Here is a 19928-nt window from a genome sequence, read left to right as displayed (position 1 = left end):
GCCAAGATCAAACCCGCCGGCCGGCCGATTTTGGCCTAAAATAGCGGGATGGCTCATATTACGCTTGTCCTGCCGTTCTCCCTCCCGCTCCCCGAATTCGCTCCCGACCTGGTCCGCGCCCTGCAGGCGCCGGCACTCAGCGCGCTGCTGTCGCGCACGTCGAGCGACCGGCGCGCCCCAAAGGCCGACATTGCCCACGCCCTGCCGCATGAAACCTGGCTGGCGCGCGAGCTCGGCCTTGCCGACGATGGCCATACCCCGTTCGCCGTGGCCGCCATGCGCGGCTTCGGGCTCGAACCCGGCGCCGGCCGCTGGCATCTCGTCACGCCGGCCCACATCCAGATCGCGCGCAGCCACCTGATGATGGCCGACACGCGCCAGGTGAGCCTGGACGACGCGGACGGCCGCGCGCTGTTCGAGGCCGCCCGGGGCCTGTGCGAAGAGATCGGCCACGAACTGCGCTACGGCGACGCCCACACCTGGTTCCTGCGCGCCGACGACTGGACCGGTTTCGAGACCGCCAGCCCGGACACGGTCGCCAATATGGACCTGACCGACTTCATGCCGAAGGGCGTCGGGGCGCAAGCCTACCGGCGCCTGCAGAACGAGGTGCAGATGGCCTGGCACGCGCACCCCGTCAACGCCGCGCGCGAGGCGCGCCGGCTGCCGGTGGTGAACGCGTTCTGGGTGTGGGGTGCAAGCATGCAGGCGCAGCCGCCTTCGACAACGATGGCCACCTATGCCGTCCCCGGTTGGCTGGCCGCCCTCGGCCAGCAGCGCCTGACGTCGCTCGAACGCCTGGACGGCATCCTGGCGCAGGATGGCCTGCTGGTCGCCGGCAACCTGGGCGAGGCGGCGCTGGCCGCCGACTGGAACGGCTGGCTGCAGGGCATGCAGCACCTCGAAGACACACTGTTCGCGCCGCTGCTGGCTTCCCTCAAGGATGGCCGCGTGCGCGAACTGCGCCTGGTCCTGAGCAGCCGCGAAGGCCTGGCCGAGCACACGACGACCGCGATGGCGCAGCGCAAATTCTGGCGCCGCCCGACATTGGATTCACTGACTTGACCCAGAAGACCCGTATCTCCACCCGCCCCTGCCCGTTCCGCATCTCGGAACTGCTGCGCCAGGATGGCGTCCACCCGGTGCTGGCGCGCATCTATGCCGCGCGCGGCCTGGAGCACGTGCGCGAACTCTCGAGCGAGCTGGCGGCGCTGTCCCCACCCTCGGGCCTGAAGCACATCGACGCCGCCGCCGTGTTCCTGGCCGACGCCATCCAGGCCGGCAAGCGCATGACCATCGTCGCCGACTACGATTGCGACGGCGCCACCGCCTGCGCGGTCGCCCTGCGCGGCCTGCGCGCGATGGGCGCCGAGGTCGACTACTTCGTGCCCAACCGCGTCGTGCACGGCTATGGCCTCACGCCCGGCATCGTCGAGATCACCGCGCGCGAAAAGAATCCCGACATCATCGTCACGGTCGACAACGGCATCGCCAGCATCGAGGGCGTGCTCGAGGCCAACCGGCTCGGCATCGAAGTCGTGGTCACCGACCACCACCTGCCGGGCGACACGCTGCCCCCGGCGCGCGTGATCGTCAATCCGAACCAGCCCGAATGCGGCTTCCCCAGCAAGAACCTGGCCGGCGTCGGCGTGGTGTTCTACGTGCTGCTGGCCCTGCGCGCCGAGCTGCGCCGGCGCGGCGTGTTCGACGCCCAGACCCAGCCCAAACTCGACAGCCTGCTCGACCTGGTTGCGCTGGGCACCGTGGCCGACGTGGTCAAGCTCGATGCCAACAACCGCATCCTGGTCGCGCAAGGCCTCAAGCGCATGCGCGCCGGCCGCATGCATCCGGGCGTGGCCGCCCTGTTCCGCGTGGCCGGCCGCGAAGCGCGCTGCGCCTCGCCGTTCGACCTGGGCTTTGCCGTCGGCCCGCGCCTGAACGCCGCCGGCCGGCTGGAAGACATGGCGCTCGGCATCGAGTGCCTGACCACCGACGACGAGGGCCGCGCCTGGGCCATCGCCCAGCAGCTCAACGAGATCAACCTCAAGCGGCGCGAGATCGAGGCCGAGATGCAGGACACCGCCCTGCTGCACCTGGATACCTTCGAGCCCACCAGCGCCAGCACCATCGCCGTGTTCGACGAAGGCTGGCACCAGGGCGTGATCGGCATCGTGGCCTCGCGCCTGAAGGAAAAATTCTATCGGCCGACGATCACCTTCGCCCCGGCCGGCGACGGCTGGATCAAGGGCTCGGGCCGCTCGATCCCGGGCTTTCACTTGCGCGATGCGCTCGACCTGGTGTCCAAGCGCGTGCCGGGCCTGATCGACAAGTTCGGCGGCCATTCAATGGCGGCCGGCCTGTCGATCCGCCACGACGCCTTCGAGCATTTTTGCCAGGCCTTCGAGGCGGTCGGCCAGGCCTGGCTGACCGAGGCCCAGCTCGAGCGCATCGTCGAGACCGACGGGCCGCTGGAAGATGAGTTCTACTCGACCCAGTTCATCGAACTGATGGATGGCCAGGTCTGGGGCCAGGGCTTCGCGCCGCCGGTGTTCTGCGACGAGTTCCGCGTGATCAGCCAGCGCGTCCTGAAGGAGCGCCATTTGAAACTGCTGCTGGAGAAAAACGGCCGCCGTTACGATGCGATCTGGTTCGGGCATCCCGACAGCCTGCCCGAGCGCGCGCGGGTGGCGTTCAGGCTCGATGCGAATGAATACAATGGGGTGACCAAGGTGCAGTTGCTGGTGGAGCATGCCGAAGCGGCCTAGCTCGACTTCAGCCGGTACCAGGCAATCCCGATCAGCTCATACGAGGCATACCACGCGCGCCGCATGCCTTCGGCACTCGGCGCCCAGGCGCCCGCGCCGCGCGCCTGCTCGCCGAAGAACATGGTCGGCGCATCCGTCACCTGCAGCCCGCCGCGCTGGAATACGGTGCGGGCGCGCTCCATGTGCATCGCATCGGTCACCAGCAGCACGCGTCCGACCTTCTCGGGACGCAGCAGCGCGGCGCTGAACATCGCATTCTCGGCCGTATTGCGCGAGCGTCCCTCGACCCAGCGTACCGGAACCCCGAAGTCCTCGCGCAACGCGGCGGCCATCGCATCGGCGAGGCTCATGGCGCCTGGACCTGGCGCGCCGCCGCTGACCAGGATCGGCAGCCCGGTGCGCCGGTGCAGGTGCGCCGCGTAGCGCAGGCGCGCCAGCGCGATATGGTCGGGGATGTCGCGGTCGCCGTATTCCGGCGCCGCCCGCAGGCGGCCGGCCGCCAGCACCACGATCGCCTGCGCCCCGGCCTTTTCCGGCTCGCGCAGCGGGGTCGCCATCGCTTCCAGCGGCCGGACCAGGAAGCCCGCGCCGGCGCCGCTCGACAAGAAGACCAGCAACGCCAGCGCCGCGCCGGCGACGATGCCGCCGGCACGGCGCCAGCGGTGGCGCAGCAGCAGGCCGATCGCGATCAGGAGGAGCAGGCTGGCGGGAGGAAGGATCAGGTTGCGCGCGACCGCGTTAAGCAGTTCTGTCACTGGGGCGATGGTTCATGAACGGGAACAACGCAGTATAAACCCGACACTGACCTAAGGATAATTCCTGGCGACATGCAGATTGCATTCCCGCTATGATTGCCCGGTTCTGGACTACGCTCGCCGGCCCGAACCGGTGTAAGTACGCATGTTTTCACTCATCCTCAACGGCATCGGCACACTGATGCATTTCTACGTGGCGCATCGCCTGTATGCGCTGGCGCCGATACGCACGCGCGTCAAGGCGCGCTGGTGGTGGCTCGGCGCCGTGGTGGTCTGGGCCGTCTACCTGCTCGGCGTGCGCCTGGGCGACGCCGCCCTCGACTGGCGCTGGTGGCCGGGTCAGTTCGCCATGACCTGGCTCGGCATCCTGTTCGTGATGACGCAATACCTGCTGCTGGCCGACCTGGCGACCGGCTTCGGGCTATGGCTGCGCCAGTGGGCGCCAGGGATCCTGGCGGCCGGCGCCATCGCCGGCGTGTCGGTCAGCGCCTTCGCCATCTTCCAGGCGGTGCGCGCGCCCGGCATCGTCGAGCACGAATTGACGCTGGCCGGACTGCCGCAAGCGCTCGACGGCACGACCCTGGTCGCGATCAGCGACACCCACCTCGGCGCCCAGCGCCGCGCCGCCTGGCTCGGCAAGCGGGTCGACCAGATCAATGCCCTGGAACCGGCCGCGGTCGTGATGCTGGGCGACCAGGTCGAGGACGAGCCGATCAACGACGACCAGCTGGCGCCGGTGCTCAAACGCCTGCGCGCGCCGCTGGGCGTGTGGGCGGTGACGGGGAACCACGAATACTACGGCGACGCCGGCGGCACGATCGCCGAATTCTCCGCTGGCGGCGTGCAATGGCTGCGCGACGAGCGGGTCGAGATCGCGCCCGGCCTGCACCTGGCGGGCCTGGACGACATCGGTCGCGCCATGCGCGGCGGCGGCGATATTTACGCCGGACTGGAGCGCACGATTCCGAGCCGCGCGCAGGGCGCCACCATCCTGCTGGCGCACATCCCGGCGCCCGGCCTGGTCGAACGCGCGGCGCGCGAAGGCGTGAGCCTGATGCTGTCCGGCCATACCCATGGCGGCCAGATCTGGCCGTTCAGCTACCTGGTCAAGCGCGAATTCCCGCACCTGGTCGGGCTGCACCGCGAAGGCGACATGCAGCTGGTGACCAGCCGCGGCGCCGGCGGCTGGGGGCCGCGCATGCGGCTGTGGCAACCGGGCGAGATCCTCAAGCTGACCCTGCGCGCGCCACAACCGTGAGTGTCAGCGCGGACCCGACGCGCGGTAGGTCTCGCCGATCTTCATGACGAAGAATTCGTCATCGGCCACGCCCTGCGCCTCGCGCGCGGTGGCGAGGTCGATCGCGGCCTGGTCCAGCCGCTCCTGCCCCATCGGATACGTCCCCCAGTGCATGCCGACGCTGCGTTTGACGCGCAGCTCGCGGTGGATGCGCACCGCTTCGTCCGGACTGACGTGCGAATTGCGGTACCAGACCGGCTGGTAGGCGCCGATGCCGATCGCCGCCAGGTCGAAGCCGTCGAAGCGCGCCGCGATGTCCTGGATGTCCTTGGAATACCCCAGGTCGCCCGAGAAGAAGAAGGAATGCCCCGGGCGGGTCACCGCGAAGCCGCCCCACAGGGTCTCGTTGCGGTCCCACAGCGAGCGCGCCGACCAGTGGTGCACCGGCAGCAGGTGCAGCTCGAGCCCCTGGAAGACGGTCTTGTCCCACCAGTCCAGCTTGACGATGCGCGAACGGTCGCCGCCGGTGACGTTCTTTTCCAGCCACAGGTCCACGCCCAGCGGCGCCACTAGCAGCGGCGGGCCGCCGGCCTGGCGGTACAGCCGGCGCAGCGAGTCGCGCGACAGGTGGTCGTAGTGCGAGTGGCTGATCAGGACCACGTCGATGCGCGGCAGGTCGGCGAGCGCCACGCCCGGCGGCTGGTGACGCTTCGGCCCGGCGAAGGACAGCGGCGAGGCGCGTTCGTCGAACACCGGATCGAACAGCAGGTTCACGCCCGTCCCGGTCTGGAACAGGAAGGTCGCATGGCCGATCCAGGTCAGCGCCGGGGTGCCGCGGTTGGCGTGGATGAAGGCCAGGTCGGGCGCCACCGTCGGAATCGGCGCGCTCGGGGCGCGCACGGATGCGTCCTCGGTCCAGTTCCTGATGCGCGCCGCCCAGCCCTCGAAGAAGCCGAGTGTCGGGCGCTGGTAGGCGGGGTTGTTCGGGTAGTTGTTGGCGAAACCTTCGGGCCGGTGGTGCGGCTTGCTGGAGTCGAAATAAGGATGTTGGTTCGCACACCCAGCCCCAAGCAAGACAAGGATCAGGATGAGTAGTACGGGTAAAGTACGCATGCAGCAGAGTCCGGGCTGTCGAAATCGCAAGTATAGGGGCAGTTGCAGGCGGAGTTGTGGGCTTGTTATCGAGAAATTGCCGATAACTTGGCAAGCTTGCCATGATCTGCCCTTACCTGGCGGTATCCAGCGTGTCATGACGCCTGTCCAGGCATCGATTTCGGACCGATATCGCCTCTGACTGATGTGTTTTCCGTGGCTTTCCGGTACGATAGCGCCTTTTGCTGGCTGGCCATTTAGCGCTAGCAACCCCGCAGCGACATCCTCGCCTCCCGGGACGTTCAATGCTCGAACCCGCGGTGCAGGACGCAAAGCTGGGTTCCCTCTACTGGAAGCGAATGGAGAATCCCCAGATCCCTCAGCCGCGCCCCCGCAATCTCGTCTTGCTCGGCTGTGTGCTGCTCGTGCTGCTCATGATCGGCGCCGAGGGCCTGCGCTGGAGCCGCAGCGCCCACGCCGCCGGCCAGCCGAGCCTGGCCGGCGCCATGCGCGGCGGCCCGGTCACGCTCACCGAACTGTCGAGCACCCATATTCCCGCGCCGCAGGGCATGCCGTCGGCCCACGCCAGCTCGATGACGCCGCTGCCGGGCAACCGCATGCTGGCCTTCTGGTGGGCCGGCAGCCGCGAGAGCGGCCCCGACGTCAAGGTGTATGCCTCGACCTGGGCCAATGGCGCCTGGAGCGCGCCGTGGATGGTCGCCAGCCGCGAGTCGCTCGGCGCCGCGCTCGGCTTCGGCGTGCGCCGCATCGGCAATCCGGTCGCCTGGACCGACCGCGAGGGCAAGATCCACCTGTACGTCGTCGCCACCGGCCTCGGCGGCTGGGCGGCGTCGCGCATCGCCCACATCGTCTCGAACGACCAGGGCGCCAGCTTCCGCATGCGCCGCGTGCTGCCGACCTCGCCACTGTTCAACACCAGCGCGCTGGTGCGCACCTCGCCGCTGGCGCTCAGCGACGGCGGCTGGTGGCTACCAGTCTATTTTGAGATCGGCAACAAGTATCCGATGCTGATGGCGTTCGACGCCCAGGGCAACCCGACCTCGCTGGCGCGCATCGGCCAAAGCACCTCGACCCTGCAACCGGCCATCGTGGCGGTGTCGAAGACCGAGGTGCGCGCCCTGCTGCGCGACGACAGCGACGCGCGCCGCATGCAGCACGCGGCCAGCCTCGATGGCGGCGCCACCTGGCAAGACCTGCCGGCGCTCGACCTGCCCAACCACAATACCTCGATGGCGGCCATTCGCCTGTCCAGCGGCCAGTTCCTGATGCTGCACAACCACGCCGCCGACGACGCTTCAGCGCGGAGCGTGCTGCGCCTGTCGATTTCCGACGATATGCGCGCCTGGCGCACGGTGGCCGACATCGCCAAGGGCAAGGCCGGCGACGAGTTCTCGTATCCGACCCTGCAGCAGGTTGGCAACGAACTGCACGTGACGTACACCTGGCAGCGCCAGGCGATCGCCCACCACCGCTATCGCATCAACGCCGGAGGATCGATTTGATGAACCTGCCGGATCTCTCGCTGCAAATGCTGTACGGCCGCCTCGGCTGGGCGATCGTCCTCGCCACCCTGGTGTGCGCGCTGTGGCGCCGCTCGGCGCCGATGTCGCGCGTGGCGCTGGCCGCGGTGCTGGCGCTCGCGCTGGCGGCGATGGCCCTGCCGGGCGAACTGTCGCCGGCCTGGTGGCTGGGCCTTGCCTTCCAGTATCCGAGCGGCTTGCTGGTCGGCTGCTGCCTGCTGCGCCTGGCCGAGCGCTGGCATGGCATCCGCCGCAGCCAGGTGATGCCGCAGGCGCTGGCCGGCGTGCTGGTGGTCAGCGGCGCCCTGCTGTATCTCGACGCCGTCGGCTTCCTGGCGCGCGGCTTTTATTATGCCGGCTTCGGCCAGGCCGGCGCGCCGCTGCTCGGCATCGCCGCCGCCATCGTCTGCGTGGTGGCCATCGTGCGTGGCCATGCGCGCGGGCCGGCGGCGAGCCTGCTCGGCGCGCTCGCCCTCTTCGCCCTGCTGCGCCTGCCGACCGGCAACCTGTGGGATGCCCTGATCGACCCGCTGCTGTGGGCCTGGGCCGTGGCCGTGCTGCTGGCCGCCGCGCTGCGCCGCACCGGACGCCGCGCTTCCGACCGCCTGGCGGAACCCGAACCCGATCCGGTCCCGGCGCCAGGGTCGGCCCCAGGACTGCGGCCGCTGGCGGCCGAACATTTTTCGTCTTTGAAGGAGTAATTTAGTGGTAGATAACAAATGGTACAAGCATCCGGTGATCATCTCGGCCACCATCATCAACGCGTTCTGCCTGCTGCTGGCCCTGATCTGGGCCAACAATCCGCATGAGCTGTCGCGCCTGCTGGTAGAAGACGGCATCGTCGAATGGATGCAGTTCCTGGCATTCTCGCTGACCTCCGGCCTGCTCGGCTATGTCGCGCTCGACCGCTGGAAGACCGAGGGGTTCAATCTCGGCGTGCTGGTGCTGGCCGGCCTGACCGGCCTGGTCGCCCTGGCCGCGCTGGAAGAGATCAGCTGGTTCCAGCGCATCCTGCAGATCCAGTCGCCGGAATGGTTCCTGCAAAATAACCGCCAGGCCGAGACCAATCTGCACAACCTGGGCTTTGGCAAGGAAAGCCTGCACAAGGCCGTGCTGCTGAAGGTCATCGTCATCACCGGCCTGATCCACAACCTGTTCCTGCCGCTGCTGGCGCTCAAGCGTCCGGCGATCCGCGCCTTCGTCGAGCGCTTCGGCCTGTACCTGCCGCCGCTGGCCGCGTCGGTGCCGTACCTGATCCTGGTGATCCTGTCGCACCTGCTGGTCGACCATCCGCGCAAGGGCGAGCTGGGCGAGACCTTCGGCGCGGTGCACTATATGGCCACCGTGTTCGGCGCCTATTTCGTCGGCGTCGCCTATGGCAAGAAACCGCTGTTCGAAGGCATCAACGCGCGCCGCGTGTCGGTGCTGTTCACGCTGCTGATGTTCTATCTCCTGATGACGGGCTGGATGCTCAGCGCGGGCGCCGGCGCCGATGCGGCCATCGCCACGGGCCTGGGCGCAGACTAAAGCGTCAACGGGGCGGCGCACGCGTCGCCCCAACTTCTCCTCACGACTACTTCCTGCAGTCGCACCCGCGGTCGAACACGACCGCCCATCTCCCCGGCGCTTCCAGCCGCCACACCGTGTTGAAGCTGCCGATGCGGCGGCCGGCCGCATCTCGGATCGGGCCGCTGCTGTAGGCCAACGTGCCCGACTCGACCACTTCCACCTGCTCGGGTTCCCACGAGAACGGCGGCTGCTGGCCGTCGTAGTAGCGGCGCCAGGCTTTCAGCACCGCGTCCTTGCCGCGCTGGGCGTCGCTGCCCGTCATGAACACCGCCTCGCGCGACAGGTAGCGGCCGAAGCCCTCGAAGTCGCGCCCCGCCATGGTGGCGGCGAAGGCGCGCTCGTGCGCCATCACCTGGTTGCGCAAATCGTCGTGCGAAACACGCGCACGGCCGGCGGCGATGGCGGCCACCAGGCAGACGACGATCAATGATAGCGAGCTGAGGCGCATTCCGCGAGGTCGAAACTTTGCTATTTGGCAATTGAGCGATTCTGTCACGGGGCGGCCCGCTTGACAACCGCTCCTTGCGCGCTATCCTGAAACGGAGTATAACCACTCCATAACCGGAGGAATCATGAGCCTAGCCTACGCCTACCCCAAGAGCCGCTTCGAGCCGGCAACCCTGGTTGACCTCCATTCGCGGGCCGAGCGCGAGCGCTTGTCGCAGTCGGCGCTGAAGGGTTTCTTCCGGCTGGCGACGGCCTGGAACCTGCGCGACGACGATGCGCGCGAACTGCTCGGCGGCCTGTCGTCCTCGGCGTTCTACGACTGGAAGAAGAACCCCGACCGGGTGCTCGAAGTCGACCGCATCACCCGCATTTCTTACCTGCTCGGCATCTATAAAAGCCTGCACATCCTGTACGGCGACAAGCTGGCCGACGAATGGGTCCAGCTGCCCAACACCAACCCCATCTTCGCCGGCCGCACGCCGCTCGCCTTCATGCTCGGCGGCGGCCTGCTCGCGATGCAGAGCGTGCGCCGCCTGCTCGACGCCCGCCGCGGCGGCCTGTAAACGATGGGCAATCTACGGCCGCGCCTGACCCTGCTGCGCCAGAACGATACCTGCCGCCTGATCCCCTCGCGCTTCGCCGACATGGAAGAGTCGGTGCTGGCGCCGCTGGCCGACGGCGACGACGTGCTGCGCGACCTGTTCGACCTCGATAACGCCACCAACGACCGCCTGCGCGGCGAGTCCGGGCTGTTGCCGGGCATCGGCATGGACGAGCTGGTGTTCGGCGTGCCGAACTTCCGCATCATCAATGCCGCCTTTACCTATGCGCGGCCCGAGGGCAGCCGCTTCAATGACGGCGACCGTGGCGCCTGGTATTGCGGCTTCGATGCCGAGACGTCGCTGGCCGAGGTGATCTTCCACAAGACCGTGGAATACGCCGAGATCGACCGCTTCGACGACAGCGTCACCTACCAGTGCCTGCTGGCCGACTTCAGCGCCAGCTTCCATGACGTGCGCGGCATCGCCGCCTACGAGGGCTGTCTCGACCCGGGCAGCTACGTCGCTTCGCAGGCGCTGGCCAACGAACTCCTCGACGGCGGATCGATGGGCGTCATCTACCCCAGCGTGCGGCACCCGGGCGGCACCTGCCTGGCCTGCTTCCGGCCGGCGCTGGTCGGCAATGTGCGCAAGGCGCAGACCTATCGGTTAACATGGGCGGGTTCGCCGCATCCTGCGGTCGAGATTCTTTGAACAGATTCACGATGAAAACCAAACCCGAGAACGACACCGAACTGCACGACAAGATCAACCGCGAGACCGGCCGCATCAAGTGGAGCGAGTTGCAGCGCCACTTCGCCAGCGGCTCGGTGATCTGGGTCAGCGAAGCGCTGGACCTGATCGACGTCGCCCTGCGCATCGCCCACGACGACCGCGACAGCGTGACGCGCTGGATGAACGAAGGCAGTGTGGCCAAGGTCAGCGATGCGCAGGCGCAGGGCTGGTCGGAGGCCGACGAGGTCTTGTGGGCGTCGGTGGTGAGCCCGTTCGTGCTGGTGCAGCCCGAGAAAAAGCAGCTGCATTAAAAAAAACGCCGGCAGTCGCCGGCGTTTTTGCTTAACGTTGTTGCTTCGCTTACTTCGACAGGTCCACCGCGTACAAGGCCGTGCCCTTGCCGCTGCCATCGTCGGCCTTCAACTGGCTGACGTTGTCGATCCCCGCCTCCCGCGCCAGCGCGACCAGCTCCGGCGCCGAATGGAACACCACCGGCCCGGCAGTCTTCACCTGGGCAAAGCGCCAGCTGCGCGCCGCGCCCTGGGCCTTGCGGCTCAGTTCCCTGGCATTGCGGATGTAGTCGATCAGGATGTCGCGGTTATTGTCGGGCGAAGCCAGCACCACATTGCTGCCATCCAGGCCCGGGAAGTCGCCGCCGCCGCTGGCGCGGTAGTTATTGGTCGCCACCAGGAATTCCTGCGTCGGCTCGACCGGCTTGCCCCCGTAGGACAGCTTGCGGATGCGCTCACCCGGCGCACGCGTCACGTCGATCTCGTAGCTCACGTCGGGCGAGGTGATGGTGTCGAAGTTGAAGCTCGGGAAGCGGCTATTGACCAGCTCCTGCGCCTCTCGCTGCGCGGGATCGATGGTGTTGAAGCGCCCCGCCGCCGTTTCCAGCCACGCCTTCAGGCCCGCGCCGTCGACCTTCACCGCATACAGCGAGTTCGGGAACAGGTACAGGTCGGCCGCGTTGTTCAAGGCCAGGTCGCCGGCCGGCACGTCGGTGTAGTCGGCCACGGTCGGAAAACCGGCCTTGAATGGCGCCGTCACCGACAGCACCGGCAGCGTCGCGTACTGCGGCAGGTTGGCCTGGACGTATTTACGGACATACTCGGCCTGGGCGCGGTTGACCACTTCCAGCGCCGATGGATCGCCGACGTCGGCGAAATAGGTCGTCATGCGGAACGCCGACCTGCCGACCGGCGTCTTGACGTAGGCGATGGTCGCCTCGTGCTCGGCGCGCACCAGCGCCGTCACTTCAGGGTCCGGCGCGGCGAAGGTCTTCGGCGCGGTCTGGGTCGAACGCGCCTCGACCACGGTCTTGTCCTTCTCGACCGTCCAGCGCTTGCCGTCCGACTTCAGGTGGAGTTGAACGACCCCCAGGTGTTTCCCCCACTGGCTCGGCATCACGGCCGGCACGCCGTTCACCAGGCCGCGCGCCTTGTCCACGCCCGGCAGGTTGAATTGGGGCACGCTGCTGTCCTTGTTCGGAAACAGCTGGTGCGAGTGACCCATCAGCACCACGTCGACGCCCGGCACCTTGGCCAGGTGCCAGTTGGTGTGTTCCATCTTCGGCGAATAGGCGGCGTCGTCGAGGCCCGAATGGCCCAGCACCACCACCAGTTCCGCGCCCTTCTTACGCATCTCGGGGATGTAGCGCTCGGCGCTGGCCTTGACGTCGACCGGCTTGACGCGGCCCTCGAGCCAGCGCTTGTCCCAGGCCATGATCTCGGGCGGCGTGAAGCCGATGATGCCCACCTTGACGGTGCTCTCGACCTGCTTGCCATCCTTGCCGGTCGCGACGATCTTCTTGTCGATGATCTTGTAGGGCGCGAACAGCGGCCCGTTCGTCTGCAGGCTATGGATGTTGGCCAGCACGATCGGGAAGTTCGGGCCGGCGCAGGGCTTGGCCTGCGGCGCGACGTCCTTGACCTGGAAGCTGCTGCCCGTGATTTGGTTCAGGAATGGCAGGCCGTAGTTGAACTCATGGTTGCCCACCGTGCCGCCCTCGTAGCCGAGCGCGTTCATGATTTTATAGATGCCCAGCACCTGGTCGCAGGCCGGCGGCTTGACCAGCGCCTGGTAGTCGGCGAAGGCCGTGCCCTGGATCGTGTCGCCATTGTCGAGCAGCAGCGTGTTGGCGAATTCCTTGCGCGCCTGGCGGATCAGCGTGGCGGTGCGGTCGAAGCCGATCGAGGCGTCCGGCGCCAGCTTGTAGTAATCGTAGCCGACCACGTTCGAATGCAGGTCGGACGTCTCGAGCACGGCCAGCACGGCGGTCGCACCGCTCGGGGCCTGGGCGGCGTGGACGGGAAGGATGAGCAGCAGCGGCGCGAAGGCCATGCCAATTTGGTAACGCAAAATGCGGTTCATGGGGAATCCGGGAAACAAGACCGGGCCGATGATACGGCAGTGGCTACCAGCGTGGCAATCCATACGGCCACGTCGGGTATAATCCCCGGTTCGATTCAACCAACCAATGAGACTGCCGAGACCATGGAAGCCGAACGCATCAACGCCATTTCCGCCCTGCTGAACGACCTGACCGGTCGTGAGGCCGAACTTCGGAGGTATCTTTGACTTCGATAAGAAGTCGGAGAAACTAGAACAGGTCAACCAGGAGATGGAAGACCCATCCATCTGGAACGACCCGAAGAAAGCCCAGGAAATGGGCAAAGAGAAGAAGGCGCTGGAAGGCGTCGTCCTCGTGCTCGAGAAAGCCAAGGGCGACCTGGCTGACGCCCGTGACCTGTTCGACATGGCGCGCGAAGAAGGCGACGACGATACGATGGAAGCGGTGTCCGGCGACCTCGATGAAGTGCAGAAGGTCATCGAGGCGATGGAATTCCGCCGCATGTTCAGCAATCCGATGGACCATGCGAACTGCTTCATCGACATCCAGGCCGGCGCCGGCGGCACCGAAGCCCAGGACTGGGCCTCGATGCTGCTGCGTCAATACCTGCGCTACTGCGAACGCAAGGGCTTCAAGGCCGAGATCCTCGAACAGTCCGAGGGCGAGGTCGCGGGCATCAAGACCGCCACCATCAAGGTCGACGGCGAGTATGCCTATGGCCACCTGCGCACCGAGACCGGCGTGCACCGCCTGGTGCGCAAGTCGCCGTTCGACTCGGCCAACGGCCGCCATACCTCGTTCACCTCGCTGTTCGTGTATCCGGAAGTGGACGACTCGATCGAGATCGAGATCAATCCGGCCGACGTTCGCATCGACACCTACCGCGCATCGGGCGCCGGCGGTCAGCACATCAACAAGACCGATTCTGCGGTGCGCCTGACGCACGCCCCATCGGGTATCGTGGTTCAGTGCCAGAATGACCGTTCGCAGCACCGCAACAAGGCCGAGGCCTGGGACATGCTGCGTGCGAAGCTGTACGAGCTCGAACTGCGTAACCGCATGAGCGAGCAGCAGAAACTGGAAGACTCCAAGACCGACGTCGGCTGGGGCCACCAGATCCGCTCCTATGTGCTCGACCAGTCGCGCATCAAGGACCTGCGTACCGGCTTCGAGACGGGCAATACCAAGAACGTGCTCGACGGCGATCTGGACGATTTCATCTCCGCATCCCTCAAGCAGAACGTTTAATAAGGTAGAGCCCCGATGACCACTCCCGCCCGCGCGCTGATCTTCGACATGGATGGCACCATCGTCGACAATATGGACTTCCACACCAAGGCGTGGATCACCTTCTTCGCGCGGCGCGGGAAAGTCATCGAGCCCGATGCCTTCTTTCGCGACACGGCCGGCCGCCAGGGCAAGGAAATCCTGCGCCACTACATCCGCGAAGACCTCACCGACGACGAGCTGGCGACGCTGAACCACGAGAAGGAAGATCTGTACCGCGAGCTGTACGGCCCGCACCGCGCGACCCTCCCCGGCTTCGATGCCTTCATCGAGGCCGGCCGTGCCCGAGGCTGGAAACTGGCGGTGGCCACCTCGGCTTCGCCCGGCAGCGCGCGCTTCATCCTCGACGAGATGGACTTGCGCCCCCGCTTCGACGCGGTGGTCGTCGGCACGGTCGACGTCCCGCGCGGCAAGCCGCATCCGGACGTTTTCCTGAAGGCGGCCGACCGCTGCGAGACGATGCCGGCCGGGTGCATCGTGTTCGAGGACGCGCCGCTGGGCGTGGAAGCGGCGCGCCGCGCCGGCATGCGCGCGGTGGTGCTCACCACCACCCTGCCGGCCCAGGCCTTCGCCGAGTTCGACAACGTCATCGCCGTCGTCAACGATTTCACGCAGCTGGACGTTGAGACGCTGCTGGCCTGAACCAACCAAAACTAGAAACAAATTACATGAACACCGAAAACCAAGAACAGGCTCCACTGCTGGCGGCCGACGAAAACAAGATCATGGCCGAGCGCCGCGCCAAGCTGGGTGCGATCCGCGAGAAAGGCGTCGCCTTCCCGAACGACTTCGTCCCGCAGCACAAGGCCGCCGACCTGGTCGAAATCTATGGCGGCAAGACCCGCGAAGAGCTGGAAGCCGAACCGGTCGCAGTAAGGCTGGCCGGCCGCATGATGCTGCGCCGCGAAGCGGGCAAGAAAGCCGCCTTCGCCACCCTGCAGGATAGTTCCGGCCCGGCGGCATCGGGCCGCATCCAGGTGTACATCGCCCTCGACAACGCCGGCGAGGAAGCCATGGAAGCGCTGCGCAGCTACGACCTGGGCGACATCCTGGGCGTCGAAGGCACGCTGTTCAAGACCAAGACCGACGAGCTGACCGTCAAGGTGACCGCGCTGCGCCTGATCACCAAGGCGATCCGCCCGCTGCCGGACAAATTCCACGGCCTGGCCGACCAGGAGACCAAGTACCGCCAGCGCTACGTCGACCTGATCATGAACGAAGAGACGCGCCGCACCTTCAAGGCGCGCACCGCCGCGATGTCGTCGATGCGCCGCTTCATGGAAAAGAACGGCTTCATGGAAGTCGAGACCCCGATGCTGCACCCGATCCCGGGCGGCGCCGCGGCCAAGCCCTTCATCACCCACCACAATGCGCTGGACATGGAAATGTACCTGCGCATCGCGCCGGAACTGTACTTGAAGCGCCTGGTCGTGGGCGGCTTCGACCGCGTGTTCGAGATCAACCGCAACTTCCGCAACGAAGGCGTGTCGGTCCGTCACAACCCGGAATTCACGATGATGGAATTCTACGCGGCGTACACCGACTACAAGTGGATCATGGACTTCACCGAGCAGGTGATCCGCCAGGCCGCGATCGACGCCCAGGGCAGCGCCGTGCTGAGCTACGGCGGCCGCGAGCTGGACCTGTCGAAGCCGTTCCAGCGCCTGACCATCGTCGAGGCGATCGACAAGTACGCCCCGGGCTACACCCCCGAGCAGCTGAACGACGCCGAGTTCATCAAGACCGAGCTGAAGACCAAATTCGGCGTCAAGCCGTTCGCCACCGCCGGCCTGGGCGCGCTGCAGCTGGCGCTGTTCGAAGAGACCGCCGAAGCGCTGCTGTGGGAGCCGACCTTCATCGTCGACTATCCGGCCGAAGTCTCGCCGCTGGCGCGCGCTTCGGACACCCGCGAAGGCGTGACCGAGCGTTTCGAGCTGTTCATGGTGGGCCGCGAGATCGCCAACGGCTTCTCGGAGCTGAACGATCCGGAAGACCAGGCCGCGCGCTTCCTGGCCCAGGTGGCCGCCAAGGATGCGGGCGACGACGAGGCGATGTTCTACGACGCCGACTACATCCGCGCGCTGGAATACGGCATGCCGCCGGCCGGCGGCTGCGGCATCGGCATCGACCGCCTGATGATGCTGATCACCGACTCGCCGAATATTCGCGACGTGCTGCTGTTCCCGCACTTGCGCAAGGAAGACTGATGGATGAAAGCCGCCGAAAGGCGGCTTTTTTGTTTGTGGCGATGTCGTGGGGTGGACGGGTCTCCCGTCCACGCGTTCAAACATCGTTTGAAGGATGCTCGGTCAATCGACGCCGGTTGAACGCGTGGACGGCAAGCCGTCCACCCCACGGATATTCCACCGTTACTGCACGATCGTATAGCACGGCGTATACGCCTTGCCCGGCAATTTCATGCGGCTCTGCTCGACGAACGACGCCAGCAGCGCATCCATCGGCCCCATGATCTCGGCCTCGCCTTGAATCTCGTACTTGCCGTACTGCTCGATCGCGCGAATCCCCTCTTCCTTCACGTTCCCCGCCACCACGCCCGAGAAGGCGCGGCGCAGATTGGCCGCCAGCAGGTGCGTCGGGATGCCGCGGTGCAGGTCGAGGTTGCGCATGTTCTCGTGCGTCGGCTTGAACGGTTTCTGGAACTCGTGGTCGATCTTGAGCCGCCAATTGTAGTAATAGGCGTCGCTGTGCGCCTTGCGGAAGGCGCGCACCTCTTGCACGCCGGCCTGCATCGCGCGCGCCACCGCATCCGGGTCGTCGATGATGATCTGGTAGCGCCGCTGCGCCTGTTCGCCCAGGGTCACGCCGATGAATTGATCGATCTGGGTGAAGTAATCGCGCGCGGACGCCGGCCCGGTGAACACCAGCGGGAAGGGGATCTCGGCATTGTCCGGATGCAGCAGGATGCCCAGGATGTACAGGATCTCTTCGGCGGTGCCGGCCCCGCCCGGGAACACGACGATGCCGTGGCCGGTGCGCACGAAGGCCTCCAGGCGTTTTTCGATGTCCGGCATGATCACCAGGTCGTTGACGATCGGGTTCGGCGACTCGGCCGCGATGATGCCCGGCTCCGAGATGCCCAGGTAACGCCCGCTGCCAAGACGCTGCTTGGAGTGGCCGATGGTGGCGCCCTTCATCGGGCCTTTCATGGCGCCCGGTCCGCAACCGGTGCAGATGTCCATCTCGCGCAGGCCGAGCGCATAGCCGACCTTCTTGGTGTAGTTGTACTCGATGCGGCTGATCGAGTGGCCGCCCCAGCACACCACCAGGTTGGGATTGCGCTGCGGCTGCAGCACGTTGGCGTTGCGCAGGATGTGGAAGACGGCGTCGGTGATGCCCTCGCTGCGGGTCAGGTCGAATTTGGGATTGTCGGTGACGTCGAAATTGACGAACACGATGTCGCGCAGCACCGAGAACAGGTGCTCGTGGATGCCGCGGATCATCTTGCCGTCGACGAAGGCATTGCCCGGCGCGTTGCGGATGTCGAGCTTGATGCCGCGCTCGCGCTGCAGGATGCTGATGTCGAAGGAGGCGTAGCGCTCCAGCAGCTCCTTGCCGTCGTCGATGTCGCTGCCGGTATTGAGCACCGCCAGCGCGCATTTGCGGAAGACATCGTACAGGCCGGCCTTGCCGGTCTCGAGCAGCTTGGCCACTTCGGCCTTCGACAGGACTTCCAGCCGTCCCTGGGGCGAAATCAGGGTATCGACCAGTTGCAGGCTTTCGGGTGAAACGAGTGTATCGACTACGTCGTGGGTCATGGTGGGGTTTTCCTCTTCTCTTCTTAGAAACGTTACGGCCTTTACAGCAATATACGCCAAACCGCCGCGATTCGCGCTCGCTGCTCGCCCCAAAATCGTGAGGCTTGCACAGTGCGGTGCACCATCTTCGAACCGTAATAACACATCCGGAAAAAACTTTCTTGCGATGAAGAATATGCACTAGAATGCCTGCCTATTGGAATGTTCGGGCTTCGAACCGCTCCATATAACTATTACTCAGTCATTACATTTTCGGGAGGAACCGCATGAGCGGTGCAGCTACTACACCCGCCAGCCGACCTCTTCCAGAATTCAAGCAGATCATGGGCCACCCAGCACCGCTGTGGATGCTGTTCATGACCGAATTCTGGGAGCGCTTCGCTTTCTACGGCATTCGTTGGGCACTCGTCCTTTACATCGTCGCCCAGTTCTACGGCGGCGACGCGGCCGGCCAGGCCGACGCCAACCTGACCTACGGTTCCTACCTCGCGCTGGTGTATGCCGGCGCCGTCTTCGGCGGCTATGTCGCCGACCGCATCATCGGCTACCAGCGTTCGATCCTGGTCGGCGCCATCTTCATGGCGGCCGGCCTGTTCATGATTTCGATCCCGAACCATGACGTCTTCAAGCTGGGCCTGGCGACCATCATCGTCGGCAACGGCCTGTTCAAACCGAACATCTCGACCATGGTCGGCCAGCTGTATGCGCTGAACGACACCCGCCGCGATTCGGGCTTCACCATCTTCTACATGGGCATCAACGTCGGCGCCTTCTTCGCGCCGATCCTGACCCAGATCCTGGCCGAGAAGGTGTTCGGCACCCAGGCCATGCCGTCGTACAAGATCGTGTTCCTGGCCTCGGGCATCGGCATGCTGATCTCGCTGGTCTGGTTCTACATCGGCCGCAAGTCCCTGAAGGGCATCGGCGCGCCGATCGGCGACCTGGCCAATCCGAAGCGCCTGATCTTCACGGTCGTCGGCGCGCTGGTCGTCATCCCGGTCATGTACCTGCTGCTGCAGGCCGGCGCCAACAACCTGCAGATCCTCCTGACCGTCCTGTTCGTCGGCCTGGCCGCGATGCTGGTCATGGAAGGCATCCGCGAAGGCAAGGTCGCGCGCGACAAGACCTGGGCCATGATGATCATCTTCTTCTTCAACATCCTGTTCTGGTGCTTCTTCGAGCAGGCCGGCAGCTCGTTCACCTTCCTGGCCGATAATATCGTCGACCGCGACTTCGGTGGCTGGATCTTCCCGGTCGCCTGGTTCCAGTCGGTGAACTCGGTCGCCATCATCGTGTTCGCGCCGATCATCGCCGCGATCTGGGTGATGCTGGGCAAGCGCAACGCGAACCCGTCGATTCCGCGCAAGTTCGGTCTCGGCCTGGTGTTCAACGCGCTGGCCTTCGGCCTGCTGATGTACGCGCTGTCGCAGCTGATCAATGACAACGGCAAGATCCCGTTCTGGACTCTGTTCGCGGTCTACGTGATCCAGTCGATCGGTGAGCTGTGCCTGTCGCCGATCGGCCTGTCGATGGTGACCAAGCTGGCCCCGACCCGCCTGGTGGGCTTGGGGATGGGCGGCTGGTTCCTGTCGACCGGCATCGGCAACAACCTGTCCGGCATCTTCGCCTCGCACGTCTCGGGCGAATCCGGCATGTCGGTCGCGTCGGCACTGGGCGGCTACAGCTTCGGCTTCTGGTCGCTGCTGGGCGGCGGCGTGCTGCTGCTGCTGCTGGCGCCGGTGATCCAGAAACTGATGCACGGCGTGAAGTAAGCGCGTCCTGCTTCATTGAAAACGGCGGCCCGCGGGCCGCCGTTTTGCATTCCAAGCCGC

At 66.0% G+C, this 19928-nt stretch carries 18 protein-coding genes; 13 read left to right on the top strand and 5 right to left on the bottom strand.

What is annotated here, in order from left to right; all coding sequences use genetic code 11:
- Nucleotides 1-48 precede the first annotated feature (48 nt).
- Entirely contained in the window at nt 49-1065 is a 1017-nt protein-coding gene (locus KY496_RS03455) for a hypothetical protein (RefSeq protein ID WP_219863886.1), read from the top strand.
- Nucleotides 1062-2765, top strand: coding sequence for a single-stranded-DNA-specific exonuclease RecJ (recJ, locus tag KY496_RS03450; protein ID WP_005670258.1), 1704 nt, complete (start codon nt 1062-1064; stop codon nt 2763-2765). Before KY496_RS03455 ends, recJ begins: the two co-directional genes overlap by 4 nt.
- On the opposite strand, the gene KY496_RS03445 is transcribed toward recJ, so the two are convergent.
- Nucleotides 2762-3520: a YdcF family protein gene (locus KY496_RS03445; RefSeq protein ID WP_005670255.1), complete on the bottom strand. Its 759-nt coding sequence runs from the start codon at nt 3518-3520 to the stop codon at nt 2762-2764. The two genes, recJ and KY496_RS03445, sit on opposite strands and share 4 nt — an antisense overlap.
- A 145-nt stretch (nt 3521-3665) precedes the next feature.
- On the opposite strand from KY496_RS03445, the gene KY496_RS03440 reads away from it, so the two are divergent.
- On the top strand, nt 3666-4778 hold the full coding sequence (locus KY496_RS03440; RefSeq protein ID WP_219863884.1) for a metallophosphoesterase: 1113 nt from the start codon (nt 3666-3668) through the stop codon (nt 4776-4778).
- A 3-nt stretch (nt 4779-4781) separates the two neighbouring features.
- Here the strand turns inward: KY496_RS03440 and KY496_RS03435 are convergent, their stop codons facing one another.
- Entirely contained in the window at nt 4782-5870 is a 1089-nt protein-coding gene (locus KY496_RS03435; protein ID WP_219863882.1) for an MBL fold metallo-hydrolase, read from the bottom strand.
- A gap of 338 nt (nt 5871-6208) precedes the next feature.
- Between KY496_RS03435 and KY496_RS03430 the strand changes: the two genes are divergently transcribed.
- From KY496_RS03430 to KY496_RS03420, 3 genes are read left to right on the top strand one after another with little or no spacing between them, the layout of a single operon-like run.
- The gene (locus KY496_RS03430; RefSeq protein WP_229520406.1) at nt 6209-7372 is read left to right on the top strand and encodes an exo-alpha-sialidase; all 1164 of its coding nucleotides are present in this window, start codon (nt 6209-6211) and stop codon (nt 7370-7372) included.
- Nucleotides 7372-8091 carry a hypothetical protein gene (locus tag KY496_RS03425; protein ID WP_219863880.1) on the top strand — a complete coding sequence of 240 codons (720 nt, stop codon included), beginning with the start codon at nt 7372-7374 and terminating at the stop codon, nt 8089-8091. The genes KY496_RS03430 and KY496_RS03425 overlap by 1 nt, the downstream gene beginning before the upstream one ends.
- Before the next feature lie 4 nt (nt 8092-8095).
- A complete protein-coding gene (locus KY496_RS03420) occupies nt 8096-8917 on the top strand; it encodes a hypothetical protein (protein ID WP_219863878.1) in 822 nt (273 codons plus the stop codon).
- Nucleotides 8918-8963: 46 nt separating this feature from the next.
- Here the strand turns inward: KY496_RS03420 and KY496_RS03415 are convergent, their stop codons facing one another.
- A complete protein-coding gene (locus KY496_RS03415; RefSeq protein ID WP_005670243.1) occupies nt 8964-9407 on the bottom strand; it encodes a DUF4440 domain-containing protein in 444 nt (147 codons plus the stop codon).
- A gap of 124 nt (nt 9408-9531) precedes the next feature.
- On the opposite strand from KY496_RS03415, the gene KY496_RS03410 reads away from it, so the two are divergent.
- Genes KY496_RS03410 through KY496_RS03400 form a run of 3 tightly spaced genes read left to right on the top strand, consistent with a single transcriptional unit; the run spans nt 9532 to nt 10991 of the window.
- Nucleotides 9532-9969, top strand: a complete 438-nt coding sequence (locus tag KY496_RS03410; protein WP_005670241.1) for an antitoxin Xre/MbcA/ParS toxin-binding domain-containing protein — start codon at nt 9532-9534, stop codon at nt 9967-9969.
- A 3-nt stretch (nt 9970-9972) separates the two neighbouring features.
- On the top strand, nt 9973-10659 hold the full coding sequence (locus KY496_RS03405) for an RES domain-containing protein (protein WP_219863876.1): 687 nt from the start codon (nt 9973-9975) through the stop codon (nt 10657-10659).
- A gap of 11 nt (nt 10660-10670) precedes the next feature.
- Nucleotides 10671-10991, top strand: a complete 321-nt coding sequence (locus KY496_RS03400; RefSeq protein WP_219863875.1) for a DUF2288 domain-containing protein — start codon at nt 10671-10673, stop codon at nt 10989-10991.
- Between the two features lie 49 nt (nt 10992-11040).
- Here KY496_RS03400 and KY496_RS03395 read toward each other — a convergent pair whose 3' ends face one another.
- Nucleotides 11041-13053 carry a bifunctional 2',3'-cyclic-nucleotide 2'-phosphodiesterase/3'-nucleotidase gene (locus KY496_RS03395; RefSeq protein WP_219863873.1) on the bottom strand — a complete coding sequence of 671 codons (2013 nt, stop codon included), beginning with the start codon at nt 13051-13053 and terminating at the stop codon, nt 11041-11043.
- A 123-nt stretch (nt 13054-13176) separates the two neighbouring features.
- Between KY496_RS03395 and prfB the strand changes: the two genes are divergently transcribed.
- The 3 genes from prfB (at nt 13177) to lysS (ending at nt 16527) form a co-directional block, all read left to right on the top strand.
- A protein-coding gene (gene prfB / locus KY496_RS03390) for a peptide chain release factor 2 (protein WP_184237501.1) occupies nt 13177-14281 on the top strand; the annotation gives its coding sequence in 2 pieces (ribosomal slippage) (nt 13177-13257 and nt 13259-14281; 1104 coding nt in all).
- Between the two features lie 15 nt (nt 14282-14296).
- Nucleotides 14297-14962: an HAD family phosphatase gene (locus KY496_RS03385; RefSeq protein ID WP_005670235.1), complete on the top strand. Its 666-nt coding sequence runs from the start codon at nt 14297-14299 to the stop codon at nt 14960-14962.
- A 26-nt stretch (nt 14963-14988) separates the two neighbouring features.
- Entirely contained in the window at nt 14989-16527 is a 1539-nt protein-coding gene (gene lysS, locus KY496_RS03380) for a lysine--tRNA ligase (RefSeq protein ID WP_219863871.1), read from the top strand.
- 162 nt (nt 16528-16689) lie between these two features.
- Here the strand turns inward: lysS and ppnN are convergent, their stop codons facing one another.
- On the bottom strand, nt 16690-18096 hold the full coding sequence (ppnN, locus tag KY496_RS03375) for a nucleotide 5'-monophosphate nucleosidase PpnN (protein ID WP_005670233.1): 1407 nt from the start codon (nt 18094-18096) through the stop codon (nt 16690-16692).
- 266 nt (nt 18097-18362) lie between these two features.
- Between ppnN and KY496_RS03370 the strand changes: the two genes are divergently transcribed.
- A complete protein-coding gene (locus tag KY496_RS03370) occupies nt 18363-19868 on the top strand; it encodes a peptide MFS transporter (RefSeq protein ID WP_005670232.1) in 1506 nt (501 codons plus the stop codon).
- Nucleotides 19869-19928 lie beyond the last annotated feature (60 nt).

Source organism: Massilia sp. NP310 (assembly GCF_019443485.1).
Lineage (GTDB): Bacteria > Pseudomonadota > Gammaproteobacteria > Burkholderiales > Burkholderiaceae_D > Telluria > Telluria timonae.
This window is presented reverse-complemented; position numbering and strand designations above follow the sequence as displayed.

Bases quoted from the DNA above. Each gene is read 5' to 3' on its own strand.
- KY496_RS03455 (WP_219863886.1), top strand. From the start codon at position 49: ATGGCTCATATTACGCTTGTCCTGCCGTTCTCCCTCCCGCTCCCCGAA.
- KY496_RS03440 (WP_219863884.1), top strand. From the start codon at position 3,666: ATGTTTTCACTCATCCTCAACGGCATCGGCACACTGATGCATTTCTAC.
- KY496_RS03435 (WP_219863882.1), bottom strand. From the start codon at position 5,870: ATGCGTACTTTACCCGTACTACTCATCCTGATCCTTGTCTTGCTTGGG.
- KY496_RS03430 (WP_229520406.1), top strand. From the start codon at position 6,209: ATGGAGAATCCCCAGATCCCTCAGCCGCGCCCCCGCAATCTCGTCTTG.
- KY496_RS03425 (WP_219863880.1), top strand. From the start codon at position 7,372: ATGAACCTGCCGGATCTCTCGCTGCAAATGCTGTACGGCCGCCTCGGC.
- KY496_RS03415 (WP_005670243.1), bottom strand. From the start codon at position 9,407: ATGCGCCTCAGCTCGCTATCATTGATCGTCGTCTGCCTGGTGGCCGCC.
- KY496_RS03410 (WP_005670241.1), top strand. From the start codon at position 9,532: ATGAGCCTAGCCTACGCCTACCCCAAGAGCCGCTTCGAGCCGGCAACC.
- KY496_RS03405 (WP_219863876.1), top strand. From the start codon at position 9,973: ATGGGCAATCTACGGCCGCGCCTGACCCTGCTGCGCCAGAACGATACC.
- KY496_RS03400 (WP_219863875.1), top strand. From the start codon at position 10,671: ATGAAAACCAAACCCGAGAACGACACCGAACTGCACGACAAGATCAAC.
- KY496_RS03395 (WP_219863873.1), bottom strand. From the start codon at position 13,053: ATGAACCGCATTTTGCGTTACCAAATTGGCATGGCCTTCGCGCCGCTG.
- KY496_RS03385 (WP_005670235.1), top strand. From the start codon at position 14,297: ATGACCACTCCCGCCCGCGCGCTGATCTTCGACATGGATGGCACCATC.
- lysS (WP_219863871.1), top strand. From the start codon at position 14,989: ATGAACACCGAAAACCAAGAACAGGCTCCACTGCTGGCGGCCGACGAA.
- ppnN (WP_005670233.1), bottom strand. From the start codon at position 18,096: ATGACCCACGACGTAGTCGATACACTCGTTTCACCCGAAAGCCTGCAA.
- KY496_RS03370 (WP_005670232.1), top strand. From the start codon at position 18,363: ATGAGCGGTGCAGCTACTACACCCGCCAGCCGACCTCTTCCAGAATTC.